Origin of the sequence: Arenibacter latericius DSM 15913 (assembly GCF_000424985.1) — a bacterium.
Lineage (GTDB): Bacteria > Bacteroidota > Bacteroidia > Flavobacteriales > Flavobacteriaceae > Arenibacter > Arenibacter latericius.
Genome location: NZ_AUKX01000062.1, coordinates 1 through 22719 on the forward strand (window position 1 = coordinate 1; position 22719 = coordinate 22719).

The following is a 22719-nucleotide window of genomic DNA, read 5'->3' on the forward strand; positions in this document are numbered from 1 at the left end:
CTTGTTCTTCTATTGTGTCTTTTAGCATCTTTCTGTAAGATTCTTTTAAAGCAGAACAACTAATTATGCAGCCATTTTTGCGATGTTCTTTGGCTAGTATATTTAGACGCTGTAACCAATACATTCGATCTGTATCATTTAAGGGATGACCACTAGACATTTTTTTGATATTGGCTTCGGGATGGTAGTCGTCTCCTTCAAAAAAAGGAAGCTTTAGCTTTTTGGCTAGTAGCTTAGCAATGGTAGACTTTCCCGTGCCCGAGATTCCTATGATAAACAGGATATTCCTTTTAGGCGTCTTCATCTCTATTAATTTTTTGTTCTATTTTTTGTACAAGTTCATCTAAGTTGTACTCATAATCTACCCATAAGATGTCCTCTTTTTTTCGCAACCAAGTAAGTTGTCGCTTGGCAAACCTTCTTGTATTCTTCTTTATTTCTTCAATGGCAGATTTTAAATCCATTTCCCCATTCATATAGCGGAACAACTCCTTGTAGCCAACCGTTTGGAGCGCATTTACCGCACTATAAATCTTAAGTGGACTTACTTCCTCTAGGAGGCCTTGTTCTACCATTAAATCCACCCTCCTATTAATTCTATCGTATAATATTTTTCTATCTGCTTCTAAGCCTACAGTTACGGTTTGGAATTCTCTTGCTGTTCGTTCCCTATTTAAAAAAGAAGAGTAGGGCTGCCCGCTTCCTATGCAAATTTCTAAGGCTCTTATAAGGCGATGTGGATTTTTTAAGTCTACTTTGTTGTAATATTCTAGGTCTAGGGTTTTTAGTTGGTCCTGTAAGCTAGAAATACCGTTATTAAGCAATTCTTCGTTTAATTGAGTGCGTATTTTGCTATTGACGTTAGGAAAGTGATCTAATCCCTGTGTAACGGCATCGGTATAGAGTCCGCTTCCACCTGCCATAATCACAATTTTTTTTTCTTTAAATAGTTCCTGTAATTTGTCTAGCGCATCTCGCTCAAAATCACCTACCGAATACGTATCGTGAATACTCTTGTGCTGTATAAAATGATGGGGAGCTTGGGCCAATTCTGTTTCTGAGGGTACTGCTGTTCCAATAGTCATTTCCTTATAAAACTGACGTGAGTCAGCAGAGATAATCTCAGTTTTAAAGGTTTTGGCGAGTGCAATTGCTAAGGCGGTCTTACCTATTGCAGTAGGGCCAACAACGGAGATAAGGGTGCTTTTCATTCTTATACTTCATTTAATTTATTACCACATTGCCTGCAGTAATGAGCGTCCATTTGCAATACTTCCGAGCCACAGCTTGAACAAGCTCTTCCTTTATCTAACGTTTTTCCTTGTGCCATTCCCGATGCATATTCTGCGGATACGATTCCTGTTGGTACAGCAATAATGCCATAACCAATTATCATTATCATCGTTGCAATAAACTGTCCTAGTGGTGTTTGGGGAGAGATGTCCCCATATCCTACAGTAGTTAGCGTAACAACAGTCCAATAAATGCTGTGGGGAATACTTTCATATCCATTTTCTGGGCCTTCAACAATGTACATGACCGTACCTAAAATGACCGATATAATAATGACAAAGAAAACAAAAACAAAAATTTTAGTCTTACTGGAGTTTAAAGCTCTAATAAGGTTATTAGCCTCTCCAACAAAACGTACTAATTTTAAAATTCTAAAAATTCGTAATAGACGTAATATTCTAAAGGCGGTGATAAACTGGGAGCCTACTAGGAATAAGGAGAGGTATTTTGGAATGGTAGACAAAAAATCTACGACACCAAAGAAACTAAATATATAATTCTTAGGCTTCTTAATGGTTATTATCCGTAGAATATATTCAATAGTAAAGAGGATGGTAACAATCCATTCCGAGATGTTTAAGAAATTATGATATTCTTTATCTATTCTAGGAACGCTTTCTAGCATTACAATGATAACACTGTAGACTATTAAACCTAACAGCGCAAGGTCAAAAAGTCTTCCTGCGGGGGTATGGGTGCCATAGATAATTTCATGGACCTTTGCTCTCCAGTTTTTGCTTTTTTCCTCCTTCACGACTACAGTTCTAAAATTTTAATATCTCTTTTTTTACGAAGATAAGAGGTGATAATATGTTTGGTGTTATCATTGTTGTCCATAGGGGTGATTACCGATTCTAAGATATGAGCATTATTGATTTGATGATTTAAACTAAAATAGCCCAATCCTTTAAAATTACCATTTTTAATTAGAATTCCACATCGTTCCCCCGTTTCTCTACCTTTTTCTAGAATAAGAATATCTTGAGTAGGTATGCTATATTTCTTAATGCATTCTTTAACTCTATTGTTGTAGCTTTCTACAGATTCCTTTTTACAGCATGCGCCTAAGCATTTACTTTCAGTGTAATATGAACACTCTTTCTTTGCCTGAGAAAGCCCGTTAACTTTATTGCAAAGTTGAAATTCGTCCCTAATGGCGTGAAGAAAATTTTCTGCCCCTATAAGACTATTAAAGGTGGCTATGGCATTCTTTTTAGGATCTATTTTTTGTGCGGTCAATGAGAGATACCCATGTTCGTTTATAGATTGATAAAGGCCATGAGAAAATAATCTTCTTTTATAATTGGAATTGTATTTAGGCTTGTTGCGTATTAATTCACTATTTTCCTTAAGCATTGCCGCTAATTCGTTTCCAGTTCTCTCGTAGGTGACTCTTTTAGTCTCTTTTTGTATTTTTCTTGCCTTTGGGCCGTTATTAATAAAATATTGATTGATCCGCTTTTTAATATTGTTGCTTTTACTCAACATTATAATATCCCCATCTTTATTGTGGATATAAAAGACTCCAAGTTCGGAGGGGAGCGACTCTACTATGTCTAATTGTTTTGGAGAAAGTTCTCCATGGGTTTCATTCCGTAAGACATTTTTAAGGATGGTTTTATCTAAATCCTTGGAAAGAAGTAACTTAAAAAGCTGTAAGGTAGCAAGGGCATCTCCATTGGCTCTGTGCCGATCGCTTACAGGAATTCCTAGAGAACGCACTAACTTACCAAGACTATACGATGGTGCATCGGGAAGCAACTGTTTGGATAATTCTACCGTACACAGGGTTTTACGTTCAAAATTATACCCCAACCTTCTAAATTCGGTGCGTAAAATCCTATAATCAAATTGTGCATTATGGGCTACAATAACTGCATCTTCAGTGATTTCTACTATGCGTTTGGCTACTTCATAGAATTTGGGGGCCGTACGTAGCATTTTATTGTTTATCCCTGTTAGGTTGACTACGAAAGGCTGAATTTCTTTTTCTGGATTAATAAGGCTGATAAAACGATCCACCACCTTATGTCCATCAAATTTATGGATAGCGATTTCCGTAATGCCCTCTTCATTATATTTTCCTCCGGTAGTTTCTATATCTAATACTACGTACATGTATTGTTTCTAATTCTCAATAAATAGCAAAGATAGGTAATCTTGTGCCACTCAATTGAGATTAAGAATTAATTTCTAGCTCCAAAAATACTGCTTCCCAAGCGTACCATAGAACTTCCTTCGGCAAGGGCAATTTCGTAATCCCCGCTCATTCCCATGGATAGTTCTTCTATGCCTGGTAGTTCTAATTTTACCCGATCGAATAATCTCTTAAGGGACTGAAACTCTTTTTTTACTTGTTGGGTATTTTCGGTGAATGTTGCCATTCCCATTAACCCTTTTATTTCTATATGTTGTAAGCTGTCCAATGTCCCAGAATGAATAAGGTCTAATAATTCTGTTTCGTCAAAACCAAATTTAGACTCTTCTTCAGCAATATGTACTTGTAACAAACAGGGAATTACTCTGTCGTTTTGCTTGGCACGTTTATTAATTTCTTTAAGAAGTCTTAAGCTATCTACCCCGTGCACTAAGGCAACAAAACTAGCCATATACTTTACCTTGTTGCGTTGTAGATGGCCTATCATGTGCCATTCGATATCTTTGGGTAGGGACTCCCATTTTTCAGTCATTTCCTGAACTTTGTTTTCGCCAAAAATCCGATGACCTGCATCATAAGCTTCCTGTATATCGGCAAGAGGTTTTGTTTTACTCACAGCAACCAACGTAACATTTTGTGGTAAAGATTCCTTTATTTTTAACAGATTATCTTTAATAGACATACATTTTAATTTTTAAATTATTTATTAAAAAAATATGACATTTAACTAAATTGTGGGGATACTTTTTCCGCTTTTCTACTAGTGGAATAGTCGTAAAATCCCTCACCAGACTTAACGCCAAGCTTCCCTGCCATCACCATATTTACCAATAACGGGCATGGGGCATACTTAGGGTTTTTAAATCCATCGTACATCACATTTAAAATAGAGAGACAGACATCTAAGCCAATAAAATCCGCCAGTTGTAAAGGACCCATAGGATGTGCCATTCCCAATTTCATTACTGTGTCTATTTCTGTCACCCCTGCAACTTTATTATACAAGGTTTCAATAGCCTCATTAATCATAGGCATTAAAATTCTATTGGCAACAAAGCCGGGGTAATCATTCACTTCAGTTGGCGTTTTCCCAAGGTTTTTGGCCAATTCCATTATTGTGTGGGTTACTTTGTCTGAGGTGTTATAGCCTCTAATAATTTCCACCAAATTCATAATGGGGACAGGATTCATAAAATGCATCCCTATCACCCTATCTGCCCTTTTTGTGGCAGCCGCTATCTGTGTAATGGAAATAGAGGAGGTATTGGTAGCCAAAATGGTATCGGGAGGACATAAGGTATCTAACTCTCCAAATATTTTTAGTTTTAATTCCGTGTTCTCTGTTGCTGCCTCAATTACCAATTGCACCTCTTTAACACCTTCAGAAAGTACGGTAAAAGTTGTTATTCGGTTTAGGGTAGATTCTTTATCGGCATCTGTGATCAATTCTTTGGCAATCATTCGGTCTAAATTTTTACCAATGGTCGCAACTCCTTTTTCTAAGGATTCCGAGGAAATATCTATAAGGTTTGTTTTGTAACCATGTTGGGCAAATACATGGGCAATACCGTTGCCCATAGTCCCTGCACCTATGACTGCTATGTTCATAACTGTTTGTTTTTATGGTTTAATATTAAACTGTAGAGCAGTAGCCTTTATAATTTTACTACCTGTTTCTAAAACGAGTCAATAACCTGTAAAGCTACCCTTAAAGCTTTGAAACCTTGTTCTAGGGACACCACTGGAGTGGTATCGTTATTTATAGCATCAGCAAAAGCCTCCAATTCATCCAGAATAGCATTATTTACGGGGACAGAGGGGTTTTCAAAATAGATTTGTTTCTTTACGCCTTCCGCATTCTGCAATACCATGTCAAATTCTCCTGGTTCTTCAGGAGCATCTTTCATTCTTACTACTTCTACCTTTTTTTCTAAAAAGTCTACAGAGATATAAGCATCCCGTTGAAAGAATCTAGATTTCCTCATATTCTTTAAGGAAATTCTACTTGCCGTAAGGTTGGCTACACATCCGTTTTCAAATTCTATCCTAGCATTGGCTATATCAGGGGAATTACTGATTACAGATACTCCACTGGCATTGATTTGTTTTACTTGGGAGTTTACAACGCTGAGGATAGCATCTATATCGTGAATCATTAAATCTAATACCACCGGAACATCGGTTCCTCGAGGATTAAATTCTGCTAACCTATGGGTCTCAATAAACATGGGGTTATTAATATTCTCCTTAACCGCCATAAAAGCAGGGTTAAATCGTTCAACATGCCCTACCTGTCCTTTAATATTGTATTTCTTTTCTAATGCCAATAAGGTTTCAGCCTCTTCTAACGTATTGGTTATAGGCTTTTCAATAAACACATGTTTACCCTTTTCCATTGCCTTTTTAGCACAATCGAAATGAGAAAGGGTAGGGGTAACAATGTCCACAACATCTACTGCATCAATTAATTTATTGATATTATCATAGAAAACATATCCAAATTCTGCGGCTACTTTTTTCCCATTAATTACATCGGGATCGTAAAATCCGACCAAATTATATTTGCTAGATTCATTAAGTAATCTAAGGTGTATTTTTCCTAAATGTCCTGCTCCTAGGACGCCAACATTAAGCATAGAGTTCTTTTTTTTCAAAAATAAGGATAGTTTACAAGTTATAAGCTTCTAAAGTAAAAAATAGGGAGTATCTTCTATTTTTAGAGATAAAACCAAAAGGTAAGGTTGTAAATTTTGATGAGATTTTAATAGCTGTCTAGGATTTTTAATAGCTTTTCAAAAATGTTTTTCACCAAATCTTTCCTTTATCAATTGCTCATCACCAACTAGTTGCTTAATATCGGATTTTACAAACCAAAATCACTCTAAGTTTATTGAGTTTTCTTTTATAACTTTACGGGCAAAAACCAAAGCTAAATACAGTGAGAGATACTTTAAAACATCGCGGGATGCGTAATCAGCTCGCCGAAGTTCTTATAGAAAAGGGAATTGTGGACGAAGCGGTGTTAAATGCCATACGTTCTATACCGAGACACTTGTTTCTGGATAGTAGTTTTGAAGATCACGCCTATCAGGATAAGGCTTTTCCTATTGGTGCCGATCAAACAATTTCACAACCCTATACTGTTGCTTTTCAATCCGAATTACTGCAGGTAGAACCAAATCATAAAATACTAGAAATAGGAACGGGTAGCGGCTATCAAACCGCAGTGCTCTTAAAACTAAAAGCAAGGGTATACACTATTGAAAGGCAGTTGGAACTTTTTAAGAAAACCAACCTGTTTTTTAATAAGATGGGGTATAGACCTAAAAATGTCATTTTTGGGGATGGTTATAAAGGTTTGCCAGAAGAGGCACCTTTCGATGGAATCATTGTAACTGCAGGGGCTCCTTTTGTTCCCAAACCATTGTTAGCACAGCTAAAGATTGGGGGTAGATTGGTAATTCCAGTAGGAGTAGAGGAGCAAATTATGACGCTTTTTGTTAGAAAATCCGCCAAAGAATTTGAAAAAACAGAATTGGGCTCCTTTAGATTTGTACCCTTATTGGAAGATAAGAACTAGTATTTCCCCTATAGGGTTATATAGGGGAGTAGGGATTATGGTTTAATTCTTTTACTTGAGGATAGTTAGACAATTCCTAGTTGTTAAAACTTTTCTTTATACGGTCTAAGTTTCTCTTGTTGTCTCTATCCTTAATGGTTTCACGTTTATCGTAAAGCTTTTTACCACGTGCTAAGGCAATGTTCAACTTTGCAATACCACGGTCGTTAAGAAATAGATTAAGGGGAATAATGGTAAGTCCGCTATTCTTAACTTCCTTTCTCAATTTTTTTAACTCCCCACGGTTAAGTAGTAACTTGCGTTCTGCTTTGGGTTTGTGATTGTAGTGTGTGCCATGTGAATATTCATCCACTTGCATATTAACTACAAACAATTCATCTTTATCATTAAACTCGCAAAAGCTCTCCGAAATGGAGGCTTTACTTTCACGGATAGATTTTATTTCAGTGCCCGATAGTACGATTCCTGCAGTATAGGTGTCTATCAGCTCATAATCAAACCGAGCTCTTTTGTTCTTAATATTTATTTTCTTCTGCATATCTCCCACAAAAATAGAAACAATTATTCAATTTATCCCCTTAAGAAGTACGGTACTATTTTACTTAATGGTTTTTATTATAGTTTTGTTGTAATGTTTTTGCCATTTTTGCGTTTAATCAGAAAAATAAATAATGAGGTTTTTGTATTTCACTGTATTGGCCCTTTTGTGGGTGTCGTGTAAAGAGCAGCCAAAGTCTGAGCTTACTGCCCAAGAAATTGTAGATAGAGCCATTGAGATTAGTGGAGGTGATCATTATGAAAACAGTACTATCTCCTTTACATTTAGAGAATTGGATTATAGTTCTACCTGGGAAAATAAAACACGTAAATTAAGTCGCACTGGTATTAAGGACTCCTTAAGGTTTGTTGATGTTTTGAAAAATAACACCTTTGAACGGAAGGTTGGAGATAGTTTGGTAATCTTATCAGATTCTATTGCTACTGTTTACTCTAACGCATTAAATTCTGTGCACTATTTTACTCATCTACCTTATGGTTTAAATGATCCGGCAGTAAATAAAGACTTACTTGGAGAAGTGAAGATTAAAGAGGATAACTATTACAAAATCAAGGTTACTTTTGATCAAGAGGGTGGTGGTGATGATTTTGAAGATGTGTATTTGTATTGGATTAATAAAGAAACGTTTAAGGCAGATTACCTAGCCTATGAGTTTCATGTAAACGGAGGAGGTATTCGGTTTAGATCGGCTTATAACGAACTTTATGTTAATGGAATACGCTTTGTAGACTATAATAATTATAAATTTTCACCCCAAAAGGTGTCGCTCTATGATACCGATAAGGAATACGAGAAGGGAAATTTGGAGTTACTTTCAAAAATTGAACTGGAGAATGTGGATGTACAGCCACTAGATTAATCCATTTTTAAGCGAATATCAGTGGCAATCCCATCAATAACTCTTACTATAAACAAGCTAGAGTTGTCATAGTCTTCCATTGAATGGTATTTTTCTTCACCTAGCATACCATTAACAAACTGTGGGATGGTATTGCTATGCCCTACTATTAAAACATTTTTATCTAGGTTGCGATTCATAAAATCTTTAATGTTTACGTTATGTGGGTCGTAATATTGAGGACTGATATCCTTTTTTATGGAAACAGGGGCAGCCGTCATGGCGGTTCTTTCAAAATTGGAAATGTAGATTGCATCTAAGTCAACCGGATCTAGTATTTCTGCCCAACGTATGGCACGGCCAAGGCCTTCTTGGTTTAACTCTGGATCCTTATCTTCAGGATAAGTACGATCTTTTTCTGCATGCCTTATAAAATAAAAGGTAGTAACATGCTCGTTATTGGTTTTTACAATTTCCTTAGGTTCTTCCTTACAGCTCCATATGCTTAAGGATAAAACCAAGATTATAAGTAGTTTTATACTATTCATGGTTAATTCTAGTTAAGGTTATACCGATAAGTTATTATTGTAACTGTAATATCGGGAATATAGTATATAAAACCTTTAGTTTTAGTTCAATTCTTTATGATTAAAAAGTTATTAATTTTATTAATATGGGTATCAGCTTTCTTTTCTAATGCTCAGGAAGTTGGTCTCCCATCAGATTTTAGACAGCACAATTTAACTGAATTCAATTCTAGTCTAATGAATCCAGTCCATTCCCTAGATCGTAATAATCCTCAATCGATAGCATTTTGGTCAAGATATCAGTGGCAATATATTGATAGTGATCCATCTTCTTGGATACTGAACTATACCAGAAAAATTAATGATCGCTCTTCTTTTGGGGTAGGTTTTATACAACATAATACCGGTGTATTTCATAATACAGGTGGCCTGATAAACTATGCTTATAGGTTTAATTTAGGTGAGAGAATGAGGTTATCTTTTGGTCTTAATCTATTTGGCTTTACAAGTCAATTAGCTGATGATCGTTACCAACCCAACCATCCCGTTCTTTTACCACAATTACAGCTGTCCGATGCTTTTGTGTTGCAGTTTGCTCCTGGGATGCGGTTTGAGATAGATGACTTTGGAATAGGCTTTTCCTCAGACAATTTAATGGATTACAATTTTAATACCAATAAAGGGAATTCGGAAATTGATGAGAAAGTTTTTATGGGAACCTTAGATTATACGTTCCCTATACAGCTATTTAATGGTTTTGATGGAGCCTACCTGCGACCGATGGCCTATTTTAGGTCTATACCTTATGGGGACATGCAGATTGGGGTAAACGCACTGCTTTCATCAGAAATCCTTTGGGTTCAAGGAGGATATAATAGTTTTTACGGTGTTTCTGGCGGAATTGGAGGGCGATTCTTTAAGCAGGTATCCATAGGTGCTCTTATAGAATTTGGAGTAGATGAGCAGGTAAAACAGAAAGACCCTAGTTTTGAAATTGTAGCGGCTTACCATTTTGGTAATCCAAATAAGGGCAAAGGGGAAGTAGTTGAGGAGATGGTAGTGGATAAGATGGAGCCTACGAAAAAAGAAATCCGAGAAGCTAAAAGGCTATCTAGGAGGGCAAAAAAGAATAGGGAAAGTGAACTGGTTTTAGAGGTGCAAAGGGAGAAAAACAGACAGATACAAGAAAGGAAAAAAGCGGATTCTCTTTTAGAAATTAGCGGGTTTGAGGAGAAGCGGAAGGTGGATTCTCTACAACAAATGAAGAAGAATATTAAATCTGATGAGGAGGAGATTATTGAAAGGAAGAGGTCAGAGAAGGCAGTTACGCAAGTGCATTACGAGGAAGTGCACAAACTAGAGGGTGAAAAAGCAGGGTTTTATTTAATAGTTAATATTTACGGTAGCAATAAGTATCGCGACCTTTTTCTAGAAAAATTGAAAGAAAGAGGGATAAATGCCCAGTTCTTCTTTGTACCTAAACAGAAATATGATTACGTCTATTTAGAAAGATATGACACCCTAAGGGATGCCGAAGCGGCTAGGGATAGCAAGTTTTATGGTAAATATTCTGAGAGGATATGGATTTATAGAATTATTAGTGACTAATACTCCTTACTTCTTTATTTCCTTGGTAATTAACTGCTCTAAGTAGGTAACTGTATTGATTAAATATTTACGGTCATTTGTAATGGTCGCTGTAACAATAGCTCCTTGAAGCATGGTAAATAATTGTTTAGAAAATTGCAAAGGGGTAACGGGCAATCTAATTTCATTATTATTCATTCCATTCTCTAGAACCAAGGCAATCTTACCCTCAATTATTTTTATAGTTTCTTTGGTAGCTGCCAAGAGTAAGGAATTGTTATTTTTAGCGTCGACCCCTACATTTATGATAGGGCAACCTCCTAACTCTTCTGTAAATTCATTGTAGTGGCGATAAAAATTGGTTAGTGCAAAAAGTTTTTCCATAGCAGCACCTTCTATAGCTAATACTTCATCTATTTTAGAGAGCAATTTGTTGCGGTTATATTCAAATGCGGAAAGGGCAAGGGACTCCTTGTTTTCAAAATTACCATATAGCGCTCCTTTGGTGAGGCCAGTTGCTTCTGTAAGATCACTCATACTAGTACCAACATACCCTAGCTTGTTAAAGATTGGTGCTACGGTTTCAATAATGTAGGCGGAAGTTCTTTCTGCTTTTGTAGACATGTCCAAACAATTTTATGCTAATATAAAAAACTTTATACTGTAAGGTATATAATGTTATAAAATAAAGTCTGTATATAGCAAATCATAGTGTATTATGTGAGGTAAGACTTCTATTTAAGATAGTTCCGATATTTAAAATGCAGTTTACTGTAAAATAAAAAAGGCGTTCTATTTAATAATAGAACGCCTCATTATGTTATTATTTACTGGATTATCGAGATTTAAATCCTCCGATATTAGAATTTACCGGTCGTTGATTTGCTTATTTATTTGTAAGCTCATCTTCGGTTCTAAAAACCAATTCATTATCAAAACTATCAATCAGCACAATACTTCCTGGACCAAACCTGCCGCTTAGGAGCTCCTTGGAAATGTTGTTTAAAACATCTTTCTGGATTACTCTTTTTATGGGGCGTGCTCCATATTGCGGGTCGTACCCTTTATTTGCTAAAAACGCAATAGCTTCATCGGTAGCATCTATAGTAATCTGTTGTTCTTCTAACATCTTTTTTAATTGATTTAGTTGAAGAACTACAATTTTACTGATATCATTTTTACTCAAAGGAGTGAACATTATAATATCGTCTATACGGTTTAAGAATTCTGGGCGTATTGTTTTTCTTAATAACCCTAGAACTTCTACTCTTGCCGCTTCGGTTGCACTATGGATATCACTGTTATCCTCAAATTTTTCTTGGATAATATGACTTCCCATATTGCTGGTCATTATGATGATTGTATTCTTAAAGTCGGCCACCCTACCTTTATTATCCGTTAAGCGACCTTCGTCTAAAACTTGTAGAAGGATATTAAAAGTATCTGGATGTGCTTTCTCAATTTCATCTAATAGAACCACTGAATAAGGTCTTCTCCTTACAGCTTCAGTTAATTGTCCACCTTCCTCATAACCAACGTATCCCGGAGGTGCACCAACAAGTCTACTTACTGCATGTCTTTCCTGGTATTCGCTCATGTCTATTCTAGTCATAGCGTTTTCATCATCAAATAGATATGCAGCCAGGGTTTTGGCTAATTCCGTTTTACCTACCCCAGTAGACCCTAAAAACAAGAATGATCCAATAGGCCTTCTGTGGTCTTGAAGTCCAGCACGACTCCTTCTAATTGCGTCGGAAACGGCTTCAATAGCTTCTACTTGTCCAACTACTCTTTTGTGAAGAACGTTTTCTAAGCTTAGGAGTTTTTCGCGTTCGCTTTGTAGCATTTTTGTTACTGGAATACCAGTCCATTTTGCTACTACTTCTGCAATATCCTCGTAGGTAACCTCTTCTTTAATTAAAGTATCTCCTAATTGCTGTTCTTCAAGGTTTTTTTGAAGAACCTCTAGTTTTTCTTGAGCTTCTTTAATCTTACCGTATCTAATTTCTGCTACCTTGCCGTAATCCCCATTCCGCTCAGCCCTTTCGGCTTCCAACTTATAGTTTTCAATATCCTTTTTGGTTTTTTGAATATCGTCTACTACGGCTTTCTCACTTTCCCATTTTGCAAAAATTTCGTTGCGTTCTTCTTTAATGTTAGCTAGGTCAATGTTTAACGCTTGTAATTTTGAAGTATCATTCTCGCGTTTTATGGCCTCTATTTCGATCTCCAACTGCATTATTTTTCGATCTAGCACATCGAGCTCTTCTGGTTTGGAGTTTATTTCCATCCGTAGTTTAGATGCAGCTTCGTCCATTAAGTCGATTGCCTTGTCTGGTAAAAATCGGTTTGTAATATAGCGTTGAGATAGTTCTACTGCTGCTATAACTGCCTCATCCTTAATTCTTACCTTATGATGCGCTTCGTATTTTTCCTTAATACCTCTTAATATAGAGATCGCACTTTCAGTATCAGGTTCGTCTACTACTACTTTTTGGAATCTACGCTCCAATGCTTTATCCTTCTCAAAATACTTCTGATATTCATCCAAGGTGGTGGCTCCTATTGCTCGCAATTCGCCTCTTGCCAAGGCTGGCTTTAGAATGTTGGCAGCGTCCATAGCGCCTTGACCTCCTCCAGCACCTACAAGAGTATGAATCTCGTCTATAAACAGTACAATATCTCCGTCTGAGGTGGTTACCTCTTTGATTACCGCTTTTAGTCGTTCTTCAAATTCCCCTTTATATTTAGCCCCAGCGATTAACGCTCCCATATCTAGGGAAAAGATGGTCTTATCCTTTAGGTTTTCTGGGATATCCCCCTGAACGATTCTATGGGCAAGCCCTTCTGCGATAGCGGTTTTACCAACACCAGGCTCTCCTACCAACATAGGATTGTTTTTTGTTCTTCTAGACAGTATCTGTAGCACTCTCCTTATTTCTTCGTCTCTTCCAATTACAGGGTCTAGTTTTCCACTATCTGCAAGCTCATTAAGGTTTTTCGCATATTTATTTAATGAATTATAGGTATCCTCTGCACTTTGGGAGGTGACCTTACCACCTTTTCTAAGTTCGTTTATCGCAGCAGTAAGATCCTTTTCTGTAACGCCTTGGTCTTTTAATATTTGGGCAATTTTACTCTTAGATTTAAAGATTGCTAAGAGTAAATGCTCAATGGAAACATACTCATCTTCCATTTTTTTTGCAATAACACCCGCTTCGGTTAAAGTTTTCCCTGCTTCTCTAGAAACCATGATTTCCCCGCCAGAGACTTTTGGGAAGCTTTCTAGTTCCTTCTCCAAAATTTGCTTTAGCATGGAAATGTTGACGTTTAATTTCTTTAAAATAAAAGGAAGAACGTTTTCCTCTACTTCGGAAATCGCCTTAAAAATGTGTTCGTTCTCTATTTGTTGATGCCCTAAGCCCTGCGCAATTTGCTGCGCATGCTGTACGGCCTCTTGAGATTTAATGGTGAAATTATTAAAATTCATATAGTTATTTTTATGTCTTGTTATTGTTTACTTTTGATGATTCTAAGGCAATAACCTTACCATATTGTACTAGAGACAAAATGTCATTTTGTCCACGGATAAAAACGACATAACGTCATACTGTAAGGGAAATTGCTTATGTTAGACCTAAGCATAAAATTACAAAATGGGAATATTAAACAGGTTGTTTGGAAAGGATAATAATTCAGGGAAGGGTAAAAAAGAAGTTAAAAATGTGCCATGGATACCACTAGCTTCTATGGATCAACTTTCCGAGATAGAGGAAAAGTCGACACAGAAACCCCAAATTATTTTTAAGCATTCTACTACCTGCGGAATAAGTAGGATGGTGATGAATAGATTTAATGAAGGGTACGCTTTAGACAGTGATCAAGTGGATCTATATTATCTGGATTTACATAGTTATCGAGAAATCTCTAATGAGGTTGCGCATAAATTTCAAATAATGCATGAATCGCCTCAACTCTTAATAATTAAGAATGGGGTAGTGGTGGCTCATGACTCACACAGTGGTATATCACAATTAAATCTAGAAGAGTGTTTATAGCTCGTCTCTTAACTTGCGGTTAGGAGTAGAGATTTTGATTTGTGCTAACGGCGTATTTTACTCGATAATCGAGATTTAAATGCTCCTAGGCTGGCTTGCCCGAATATTTCAGGCGGGCCTCGAAATCAATACGTTATTTTACTTTTAAAGCCTTGTGGGCCTACCCCGAGGTAGTTTACAGTTAGTGGAATCGATGTCTATTAAGAATTGCTTTTAGATTTTTCTTAATATCTTCTCCGGCATCATATACCATTTGTTCATTAGATGGGAAAGAGGCTGAAGACTGTTTTAACAAAGGAAGTAATTTCTCTTCCAAAGCCCTTATATCACCTTCATGTGTGGCATACTGATGATTAAACACAAATTCGCTTATAAGTGGATACGAATTTAACTGCTGTTGTGTTTGGAGATCTATAAAGCGTATGTTTCCCCTTAATTGTACACTTTTGTACTGTGTGAATTGATAAAAATCGCACTTTACCGTTTTTAACTTGTCTATTTTTATTTTATTTCCGAGGCTGTCCTTAACTACGTTTCCGTCGCTATTAACGGCATATCTATAGCCATCTTTAATTTGCTTTTCCCGTTGTAGTTGTCTTTCTGTTAACTGTTCTGGACTAATATTAATATCCGTAAAGGCCAGTTCCATTTCATAATCGTAAGAGATGTTTTCCTGCGAATTAGAATGGTAAACGGTCCATTTATCATATAGACCGTAGGTGTCAAAATTTAATAGATCTAGTTCTAATTTTTTTGGGATAATCTGTTCGGAATCATTGATTAATACCACATTTACATAATTTCTTCCCTTTGAATAAGCCTCTTGTATTTTTTGATTTACATCCTTGTAGTTTGGGTTTATTTTATCTAGATACGCAAAGTCATCATAAGATTTTCTATAGTCTTTTTTAGACGTTGCTGTTTCTAAAAGAGTGGAGGCATTTTTATACAAGTAGTTAGATAACTTATTTTTGGTACTAATAATCTCATTATCATAGTTTTTAAATGCAAATTTAGCCTGACATTTTTCCTCAAAAATTTGTAATGGTAATAATGGCTTTATTTTTTCCTGTACATCTTTTAGCTCTAGATATGCGTTAAAAATAGCTTCTAGGTTGGCTGGATTATTGTCTTTCTTTAAAAAAGCGATATGCTGTAACTCTCTATCAACGTTCTTTTTAAAAGCCTCTTCTAATAGGATTATGTAGGGTTGATTTCCTTTTTTAGATTTATTTTCGGCAACGTTCCTTAATGCAGTGGTGATAGCCGATTTATAATTACCAAGATTTATTTCTTCTTGAGTTTGTTTTACCCCGCTACAAGAGATAATGAATAGCATTAACAAAGGAACTAGTATAACTCTTCTCATAAGATTAATAGGTCTGGTATTGGTAGTTACGATTTATTATAATTACTGTAGTAGTTAAATAATGAAACGTCTGAGAGAAGAAAATAGTACTAAGACCTCCTTATTTCTTCTTTGCCTGAAAGGTTGGTAGTAGTTTAGTTGTTACTTCTCCAAATCCTATACGGACATTTTCTCTTTCGCAGTATCCTGTAAAAGTGACGGTATCATTATCTTCAATAAATTTCCTTGTAGATCCATCGGCTAACTTTAATGGTTTTTCTCCACGCCAAGTAAGCTCTAACATAGATCCGTAGCTATCTGGGCTTGGACCAGAAATTGTTCCACTTGCCATCATATCACCACTATTAACCTTGCATCCATTTATGGTATGATGTGTTAATTGTTGTGCCATGGACCAATACATATATTTAAAATTAGTTTTGGTGACTATGGTTTTGGTGCCATTTTCTGGAGTTATATAGGCTTCAAGATTAATATCAATACCCTTTTTTCCAGTTTGCCTTAGGTAGGGTAGGGGTTTAGGAGATTGTTCTGGGCTGGCCACTCTAAAGGGTTCCAAGGCGTCCATAGTAACAATCCATGGTGAAATAGAGGAGGCAAAACTTTTAGATAAAAAAGGACCTAATGGTACATACTCCCATTTTTGAATATCACGGGCACTCCAATCATTAAAAAGAACCATCCCAAAAATGTGGTTTTCAGCATCTTCTATTGCGAGTGGTTCTCCTAAAACATTGGCGTCAGTGGTTATAAAAGCCATTTCTAATTCAAAATCAACCAATTTAGAAGGTCCAAATACGGGGTCCTCTGCTCCCTTTGGAAGGGTTTGGCCCATTGGTCTTCTTATAGCCGTGCCACTAGGAACAATGCTAGAGCTTCTACCATGGTAACCAATTGGCATGTGGAGCCAGTTTGGAAGTAATGCATTTTCAGGATCCCTAAACATGGTGCCCACATTGGTAGCGTGTTCCTTGCTAGAATAAAAATCAGTATAATCTCCAATATGTACTGGAAGTTGCATTTCTATCTCGTCTAAGGTAAAGAGAACTATATTTTTATGGTCTTCATTATTCTGTAAGGTGTTGTTGTCGATATCAAATATTTCACCGATTCTATTTCTTACCAAACGCCATGTTTTCTTTCCGTCCGATATAAAATCGTTTAAAGTATCTTGTAAAAAGATATCCTCAGTTAAAGGTATACCGTTAAAGTATCCCAATTGGTGTAATGCACCTAAGTCAATAGCATAGTCTCCTATTCTTGTTCCAATTGTTATAATATCATCTCTAGTAAGAAAGACACCAAAGGGTATGTTTTGAATGGGAAAATCAGAAGTGGCAGTTACTGGAAGCCAAGTTCTTTTTGCTGGGTGGTTGGTTTTTATTGGCATTTGTAAGGTTATTAACTGTTATTTGATAAATATCTCTATCAAATATATTGTTTTCTTCCAATAACCGGTCGGCAATGTGTATTTTTGCACCTTATTTAAATGAAACTTTAACAGTATGCAACGGGATAATTTAATTTTTGAACTAATAGAGGAGGAAAGGGAACGCCAAATTGATGGGATAGAGCTTATTGCATCCGAGAACTTTGTAAGTCCACAAGTAATGGAAGCGGCAGGATCTGTGCTAACCAATAAATACGCGGAGGGCTACCCAGGAAAGCGCTACTATGGTGGTTGTGAGGTAGTTGATGAGGTTGAACAAATTGCTATAGATAGGGCAAAGGAATTGTTTGGAGCAGTTTATGCTAATGTGCAACCACATTCTGGTTCTCAGGCTAATGCCTCTGTTTTTCACGCTTGTTTACAGCCAGGAGATACTATTCTTGGTTTCGATTTGTCTCATGGAGGGCACTTGACACATGGTTCTCCCGTGAATTTCTCAGGTAGATTGTATAATCCTGTTTTTTATGGTGTAGATGAAGAGACTGGAATGTTGAATTATGATAAAATCCAGGCTATCGCTACTAAGGAGAAACCAAAAATGATAATTGCTGGGGCCTCTGCTTACTCTAGAGATATGGATTTTAAAAGATTCAGAGAAATTGCGGATAGCGTTGGAGCTCTTCTATTGGCAGATATATCCCATCCAGCGGGATTAATTGCCAAGGGGATTCTTAATGATCCAATTCCACACTGTCATATTGTAACTACTACTACCCATAAAACATTGCGTGGTCCTAGAGGTGGATTAATATTAATGGGCGAGGATTTTGATAACCCATTCGGAATTAAACTAAAGAACGGTAATTTAAGAAAAATGTCGTCATTACTAGATCTAGCTGTTTTCCCAGGAAACCAAGGCGGACCTTTAATGCACATTATCTCTGCAAAAGCTGTGGCTTTTGCAGAGGCGCTAACGGACGACTTCTTGCACTATATGTTGCAAGTGAAGAAGAATGCTGCAGCTATGGCAAATGCCTTTGTTGAAAAAGGTTATAAGATTATTTCTGGTGGTACAGATAACCACATGATGTTGATAGACCTTAGAAGTAAAAATATTACTGGTAAGGATGCTGAGAATACTCTTGTTAAGGCCGATATCACAGTTAATAAAAACATGGTGCCTTTTGATGATAAATCACCTTTTGTAACGTCAGGAATACGTATCGGTACTGCTGCGATTACCACAAGAGGGTTAAAAGAAGAACATATGCCTGTTATCGTTGAGCTTATAGATGAAGTATTGATGAATCCGGAAGATGAAGCTGTTATCCAATCTGTAAAGGAGAAGGTAAATGCTTTGATGAATGAGAGAGAGTTGTTTCCTGCCTAGGGAATAAGTATAACATACCTAAAAAACCAACATCCTAACAGGTGTTGGTTTTTTTATTGTTACCCAATCGTAATTGACGTTTTAGTTAAGAATTTGAATATCTCCTTTTATAGTATCTTGAGCTTGTAAGCTGTAAATTTTAGCGTCTATGCAGAATTCATTATAAACGCCCCAATAGGTGAAATAATCTTCCTCAGCTCTGTTCTTCTCTATTAAAGGATGATGAATAGGGCAGGTGTCAGGCCTCAAGTTATCTACTTCAAACACCGGAATGAATATTTCATAAGGGATTTCCGACAAACCTTTAGTGTAATAGATATGATGCTGACAAAGTGTAGTTGCAATTTCCTCCAATTGTTGAGGTATGCTTTGGTAGTAAATCTTACTGATAAAAATTGTCGTGTCCGTAAAAATTACGCTTAGTTCACCAATATCTATTATTGAGGTATTTTTTTTTAGTAGATCGGAATAGGCTTTAGTGAAAGGAGCTGTTTTTTTCCAATTAATGTGTTTAGTAGTGCAGGGATGTGCAATAGGGTTCTGCAAGAAAAATAAAGTCTCAGATAAACTTAAATTACATGTAATCTGGATAGATAAGTTTGCCGTATTGTCATTTGTACCATAATTAGTGATGCTGACTTCTGCGTAGAAGTCTTTTTCTAAACGTCTTTTAAAAATATCCAGCCCAATAATATGGTTGAAGGTATTATAATTAACGCTTTGGTCGTTATGGGGAATATTTTTTTTTGTCGACATCCAATTAGCAATTTTAATATAGTAATATCAAATTTACTCGAATACAGTGTTTTTGATAAACTTAAAACCTTATAATAACTAAGGTTTTGGTTGAAAACCAACTAATTATTAAAGGAAATCTTAGGTGAAATGTCGGGTGTAAGAAGAGTCTTGAATCCTTGTAATAGATAACTAACAATGAATTCAAAAGTAATTTTCATTGGTTATCTAAATGACTGTTCAAATTTAAGAGGAAATTGTAGTTATAAAAATCCTCTAATTTTTGCTTCAGTAATTAATGCGAGATCATTTTGTTTTTCAACACCAAATAGCGTCTTAAGTTGTCTTTTTCTATTCTCAATGCCAGCAAGGGATAGGTTAATGTGGTCTACCATATCTTTTGTTCTTGTGCCAATGGAAACATGGTAAAGTATTTTTTTGTCGTTATCGTCTAATGTAGTGTCATTGGAGATTTTTTTTCTGATGGCTACTAATGCTTTCTGACTATAGTAAGGCGGATTGGTGACTACGCCATTCACCATGGCGATAAGAGATTTTTGATCGACTTCAGATTTAACCATATACCCCTCCGGATTTACATTTTTTAAAATGCTATTAATCCTATAATTATCGCTAAAAGAAGACATAAAAACCACTTTGGTTTCCGGAACTAACTTACGAGCTAAGATTCCTAAATCTTCACCAGAATAAGGTTCTTCTAAGTGTGTTTCGGTTAACTGTATGTCTAAGAGTAGTAAATCGTATTTGAAAGATCTAGATGAATCTTCTATTTTTTGCTTACCTATCTCAAAAGTATTAGCGGTTTCGACTTTAATATTAAAATCTTCAAATTCAGCAGCTTCAAGAATGTATTTGTACCCAGTGGTAATCATTTCATGATCATCTATGGCTAGTATTCTTAGAGTCTTCATAGTAGATTGTTTGTTATAAGTTATGCTGATTTAGAAGTTGTTAGCTTATTTAATTGAAGAGGTATGGTTATGATAACTTTGGTTCCTTCACCAATCTTACTATCTATACTATAGACCCCTTTTAGTTTTTCTAATCGCGATTTAATATTTTTAAGTCCAATCCCTCTTTTTCCTTTCTTTACATTAAAACCAATACCATTATCAGCAATCGTAATTAAAAGTTGGTCTTCATTATGTTTAAAGCTTACCTCTGCTTTAGTCGCCTGTGCATGCTTTATACAATTTTGAAGACTTTCTTGAACAATACGGTAGATGTTAATTTTTAAGTTTGCTGTTAATTGGTCCCAATCTATACTATCATCATAATTAAAAGTACAAACCATTTTGGAGGAATCTTCAACGGTTTGTAGCAATTCTTTCATGGAAACAATAAAGTTATGAATTTTTTCTTCTGAAGCCCTGCTTAATTCATGAGAAATAGTACGTATATCTTCCTCTAACTCTTGTAGCTTTTTTAATAGCTCTGCCCTTTTTAAAACGGAAGTGTCATCGGTTTTGTTATTTAGCCCTGAAAGTATAAGTCTAATCCCTAACATTTGCCCTAAAATACCATCGTGTAATTCCTCGGAAACTCGCTTCTTTTCTAGTTGCTTACCCTGCTCCATTTTTGTGTTTTGTGCAAGTAGAAGATTGAAGATTTCTTGATTAGCCTTTTGTTGGGCTTGTTCAAATCTTAATTTTTGATTTTTCCTTAGTTGATTAAACATTAAAATAAGAAGTGCAGCCACAGCTAGAGTACCAATAGCAACTCCGATCCATAATTGTCTTTGCCTGGCTAGCAACACATTCTGCTCTATAAATTGGTCGGTCTCAAAGCGTATGCGTGTAAACTTATTTTGCAGAGTGCGTTCTTCGTGAATTAGGCTGTCGTTAAGCTGTATATATTCAGTAGTGTAATAAGTTGCATTTTTAGGATCAATTCTTCCTAATAGAGCAAGTAACTTCAGTAATCTTAGGTTGCTACTGCTTTGTATTGCATTTTGTTTGCCGCTTAAAGCAATGTTTAGGGCTTTTGTGCTGTCTCCTTGATTTAAATAATAATCTGCAAGTTGGTACTTTATGAGGGCTAATCCACGGATGTCATTTAAACTATCTCGTATATTCTGTACTTCGGTTAATTTATTTAGTACGCCTATAGTATCACCTAATTCACTTTGACTTAGGGCATAATTAGAAATGGCTGTAGCATAGTAGCTTATATTTTTCTGTTTAATGTTATTGACTGCAATCACTTTTTTAAACGATTCTATCGCTTTATTGTGTTGCGACATTTGTTGGTAAACAACGCCAATATTGTTATAAGTACCAAGTTTTTCAATACTGTTTGGGTCTACCTTGTCTAAATAGTATATGGCTTGATCATAATACTCCAAGGCCCTTTCATACTCTTTTAGAGCATTACTTAAAGAACCTAAATTACTATAACAGTGAAAGAGATTTTCATACTTTTTTAACGGTTTAAAAATCTCAATGGCTTTAACCGTATTAATTTCACTTCCAATATAATCTTTAGTCTCAGATTGAATAAGCGCCATATTATATAGCATTCTGGCCGAGTGGTATTGATCGTTAATGGCGTTAAAATTCTTTTGAGCAACAGAGTAATAATAATAAGCACTATCTTCTACTGCGTAATCGTCAAAAAAAGATGCTAAATCCCATTGGTTGGTGGCTAACGAGGCAGAATCTTTATTTTTTTTAGAAAGTTGAATTGCTAATTTATTAGAGTTACGGAATTTTGTGGAGTCACTTTCTATAAAGTAATTATAAGACAATTCGTTGAAGTAGATCAATTTTAGAGAATCGTTTTTAGACTTAATTGCCATTTCATAAGCTTTGTCTAAATTCCTTTTAAATTCTGTGGTAGAGATGCTATTAGATTCGGATAAATAAAACAGAATGCTATCCGTATGTTGAGAATTTTCTCGCTTATTTTTGGACTCAACGGAATAATTGCAACCGTAAAGGATGCAAAGTGAGCATAGCAAAGCCGTAAAAAAAATCCTACTTAACACTTTTACTGTATTTACCTTGCAAGTTAAAAAAATAAGCCTAGAACATGATTTATTCTTGGCTTATTTGTCTGTTTTATTCTTAGAGTTTTACGCAAGGTCAGATTTTTTCTTTCTTCTGTCCTTAACTAGGATGTCTCTATCGGTAGCCACAGCGTTATCGGCATTGAAGATGGTTTGATCTATATCCTGATTAAAAGTAGTGGTAGATTTTTTCTTTCTTCTGTCTTT

Annotated in this window: 21 protein-coding genes; 5 read left to right on the plus strand and 16 right to left on the minus strand. The window is 35.9% G+C overall.

What is annotated here, in order from left to right; genetic code table 11:
• From H344_RS0115170 to H344_RS0115200, 7 genes are all read right to left on the minus strand, one after another.
• Positions 1-304, minus strand: a 304-nt coding sequence (locus H344_RS0115170; RefSeq protein ID WP_034256795.1) for a shikimate kinase, incomplete at its 3' end; no start/stop codon positions are given.
• A complete protein-coding gene (gene miaA / locus H344_RS0115175) occupies positions 291-1211 on the minus strand; it encodes a tRNA (adenosine(37)-N6)-dimethylallyltransferase MiaA (protein WP_026811075.1) in 921 nt (306 codons plus the stop codon). The genes H344_RS0115170 and miaA, both read right to left, overlap by 14 nt.
• Before the next feature lie 2 nt (positions 1212-1213).
• Positions 1214-2047: an ion transporter gene (locus H344_RS0115180; RefSeq protein ID WP_026811076.1), complete on the minus strand. Its 834-nt coding sequence runs from the start codon at positions 2045-2047 to the stop codon at positions 1214-1216.
• Positions 2048-2049: 2 nt separating this feature from the next.
• Positions 2050-3411 (minus strand): exonuclease domain-containing protein, encoded by a 1362-nt coding sequence (locus H344_RS0115185; RefSeq protein ID WP_026811077.1) that lies wholly within the window; start codon positions 3409-3411, stop codon positions 2050-2052.
• Between the two features lie 68 nt (positions 3412-3479).
• Complete coding sequence (locus H344_RS0115190) at positions 3480-4133, minus strand: YggS family pyridoxal phosphate-dependent enzyme (RefSeq protein ID WP_026811078.1); 654 nt, start codon at positions 4131-4133, stop codon at positions 3480-3482.
• Between the two features lie 41 nt (positions 4134-4174).
• On the minus strand, positions 4175-5059 hold the full coding sequence (locus H344_RS0115195; protein ID WP_026811079.1) for a 3-hydroxyacyl-CoA dehydrogenase family protein: 885 nt from the start codon (positions 5057-5059) through the stop codon (positions 4175-4177).
• 68 nt (positions 5060-5127) lie between these two features.
• A complete protein-coding gene (locus H344_RS0115200; protein ID WP_026811080.1) occupies positions 5128-6087 on the minus strand; it encodes a Gfo/Idh/MocA family protein in 960 nt (319 codons plus the stop codon).
• A 302-nt stretch (positions 6088-6389) separates the two neighbouring features.
• On the opposite strand from H344_RS0115200, the gene H344_RS0115205 reads away from it, so the two are divergent.
• A complete protein-coding gene (locus H344_RS0115205; RefSeq protein WP_026811081.1) occupies positions 6390-7031 on the plus strand; it encodes a protein-L-isoaspartate(D-aspartate) O-methyltransferase in 642 nt (213 codons plus the stop codon).
• 76 nt (positions 7032-7107) lie between these two features.
• Here H344_RS0115205 and smpB read toward each other — a convergent pair whose 3' ends face one another.
• Positions 7108-7569: an SsrA-binding protein SmpB gene (gene smpB / locus H344_RS0115210; RefSeq protein ID WP_026811082.1), complete on the minus strand. Its 462-nt coding sequence runs from the start codon at positions 7567-7569 to the stop codon at positions 7108-7110.
• Between the two features lie 133 nt (positions 7570-7702).
• Between smpB and H344_RS0115215 the strand changes: the two genes are divergently transcribed.
• Positions 7703-8449 carry a DUF6503 family protein gene (locus tag H344_RS0115215; protein WP_026811083.1) on the plus strand — a complete coding sequence of 249 codons (747 nt, stop codon included), beginning with the start codon at positions 7703-7705 and terminating at the stop codon, positions 8447-8449.
• Here the strand turns inward: H344_RS0115215 and H344_RS0115220 are convergent.
• A complete protein-coding gene (locus tag H344_RS0115220) occupies positions 8446-8976 on the minus strand; it encodes a SixA phosphatase family protein (RefSeq protein WP_026811084.1) in 531 nt (176 codons plus the stop codon). The genes H344_RS0115215 and H344_RS0115220 overlap by 4 nt on opposite strands.
• A gap of 96 nt (positions 8977-9072) precedes the next feature.
• Here H344_RS0115220 and H344_RS0115225 point away from each other — a divergent pair, with 96 nt between their 5' ends.
• Positions 9073-10563: a PorP/SprF family type IX secretion system membrane protein gene (locus H344_RS0115225; RefSeq protein ID WP_026811085.1), complete on the plus strand. Its 1491-nt coding sequence runs from the start codon at positions 9073-9075 to the stop codon at positions 10561-10563.
• Between the two features lie 6 nt (positions 10564-10569).
• On the opposite strand, the gene H344_RS0115230 is transcribed toward H344_RS0115225, so the two are convergent.
• Positions 10570-11166: a TetR/AcrR family transcriptional regulator gene (locus tag H344_RS0115230; RefSeq protein WP_026811086.1), complete on the minus strand. Its 597-nt coding sequence runs from the start codon at positions 11164-11166 to the stop codon at positions 10570-10572.
• A gap of 262 nt (positions 11167-11428) precedes the next feature.
• Positions 11429-14032, minus strand: a complete 2604-nt coding sequence (clpB, locus tag H344_RS0115235; RefSeq protein WP_026811087.1) for an ATP-dependent chaperone ClpB — start codon at positions 14030-14032, stop codon at positions 11429-11431.
• 166 nt (positions 14033-14198) lie between these two features.
• On the opposite strand from clpB, the gene ytxJ reads away from it, so the two are divergent.
• The gene (gene ytxJ / locus H344_RS0115240; RefSeq protein ID WP_026811088.1) at positions 14199-14600 is read left to right on the plus strand and encodes a bacillithiol system redox-active protein YtxJ; all 402 of its coding nucleotides are present in this window, start codon (positions 14199-14201) and stop codon (positions 14598-14600) included.
• Positions 14601-14781: 181 nt separating this feature from the next.
• Here ytxJ and H344_RS0115245 read toward each other — a convergent pair whose 3' ends face one another.
• Positions 14782-15969, minus strand: coding sequence for a hypothetical protein (locus H344_RS0115245; protein WP_026811089.1), 1188 nt, complete (start codon positions 15967-15969; stop codon positions 14782-14784).
• A gap of 100 nt (positions 15970-16069) precedes the next feature.
• Positions 16070-17359 (minus strand): fumarylacetoacetase, encoded by a 1290-nt coding sequence (gene fahA / locus H344_RS0115250; protein WP_026811090.1) that lies wholly within the window; start codon positions 17357-17359, stop codon positions 16070-16072.
• A 115-nt stretch (positions 17360-17474) separates the two neighbouring features.
• Between fahA and glyA the strand changes: the two genes are divergently transcribed.
• Positions 17475-18749, plus strand: coding sequence for a serine hydroxymethyltransferase (glyA, locus tag H344_RS0115255; protein WP_026811091.1), 1275 nt, complete (start codon positions 17475-17477; stop codon positions 18747-18749).
• 81 nt (positions 18750-18830) lie between these two features.
• On the opposite strand, the gene H344_RS0115260 is transcribed toward glyA, so the two are convergent.
• From H344_RS0115260 to H344_RS0115270, 3 genes are all read right to left on the minus strand, one after another.
• Positions 18831-19505 carry a hypothetical protein gene (locus H344_RS0115260; RefSeq protein ID WP_026811092.1) on the minus strand — a complete coding sequence of 225 codons (675 nt, stop codon included), beginning with the start codon at positions 19503-19505 and terminating at the stop codon, positions 18831-18833.
• Between the two features lie 242 nt (positions 19506-19747).
• Positions 19748-20416, minus strand: a complete 669-nt coding sequence (locus H344_RS0115265) for a helix-turn-helix domain-containing protein (protein ID WP_026811093.1) — start codon at positions 20414-20416, stop codon at positions 19748-19750.
• A gap of 20 nt (positions 20417-20436) precedes the next feature.
• Positions 20437-22302, minus strand: a complete 1866-nt coding sequence (locus tag H344_RS0115270) for a tetratricopeptide repeat-containing sensor histidine kinase (protein WP_157378323.1) — start codon at positions 22300-22302, stop codon at positions 20437-20439.
• Positions 22303-22719 lie beyond the last annotated feature (417 nt).

Bases quoted from the DNA above. Each gene is read 5' to 3' on its own strand.
- clpB (WP_026811087.1), bottom strand. From the start codon at position 14,032: ATGAATTTTAATAATTTCACCATTAAATCTCAAGAGGCCGTACAGCAT.
- H344_RS0115190 (WP_026811078.1), bottom strand. From the start codon at position 4,133: ATGTCTATTAAAGATAATCTGTTAAAAATAAAGGAATCTTTACCACAA.
- H344_RS0115230 (WP_026811086.1), bottom strand. From the start codon at position 11,166: ATGTCTACAAAAGCAGAAAGAACTTCCGCCTACATTATTGAAACCGTA.
- H344_RS0115260 (WP_026811092.1), bottom strand. From the start codon at position 19,505: ATGTCGACAAAAAAAAATATTCCCCATAACGACCAAAGCGTTAATTAT.
- smpB (WP_026811082.1), bottom strand. From the start codon at position 7,569: ATGCAGAAGAAAATAAATATTAAGAACAAAAGAGCTCGGTTTGATTAT.
- H344_RS0115220 (WP_026811084.1), bottom strand. From the start codon at position 8,976: ATGAATAGTATAAAACTACTTATAATCTTGGTTTTATCCTTAAGCATA.
- fahA (WP_026811090.1), bottom strand. From the start codon at position 17,359: ATGCCAATAAAAACCAACCACCCAGCAAAAAGAACTTGGCTTCCAGTA.
- H344_RS0115215 (WP_026811083.1), top strand. From the start codon at position 7,703: ATGAGGTTTTTGTATTTCACTGTATTGGCCCTTTTGTGGGTGTCGTGT.
- ytxJ (WP_026811088.1), top strand. From the start codon at position 14,199: ATGGGAATATTAAACAGGTTGTTTGGAAAGGATAATAATTCAGGGAAG.
- H344_RS0115265 (WP_026811093.1), bottom strand. From the start codon at position 20,416: ATGAAGACTCTAAGAATACTAGCCATAGATGATCATGAAATGATTACC.
- H344_RS0115225 (WP_026811085.1), top strand. From the start codon at position 9,073: ATGATTAAAAAGTTATTAATTTTATTAATATGGGTATCAGCTTTCTTT.
- H344_RS0115270 (WP_157378323.1), bottom strand. From the start codon at position 22,302: ATGGCAATTAAGTCTAAAAACGATTCTCTAAAATTGATCTACTTCAAC.
- H344_RS0115245 (WP_026811089.1), bottom strand. From the start codon at position 15,969: ATGAGAAGAGTTATACTAGTTCCTTTGTTAATGCTATTCATTATCTCT.
- H344_RS0115195 (WP_026811079.1), bottom strand. From the start codon at position 5,059: ATGAACATAGCAGTCATAGGTGCAGGGACTATGGGCAACGGTATTGCC.
- glyA (WP_026811091.1), top strand. From the start codon at position 17,475: ATGCAACGGGATAATTTAATTTTTGAACTAATAGAGGAGGAAAGGGAA.
- H344_RS0115200 (WP_026811080.1), bottom strand. From the start codon at position 6,087: ATGCTTAATGTTGGCGTCCTAGGAGCAGGACATTTAGGAAAAATACAC.
- miaA (WP_026811075.1), bottom strand. From the start codon at position 1,211: ATGAAAAGCACCCTTATCTCCGTTGTTGGCCCTACTGCAATAGGTAAG.
- H344_RS0115185 (WP_026811077.1), bottom strand. From the start codon at position 3,411: ATGTACGTAGTATTAGATATAGAAACTACCGGAGGAAAATATAATGAA.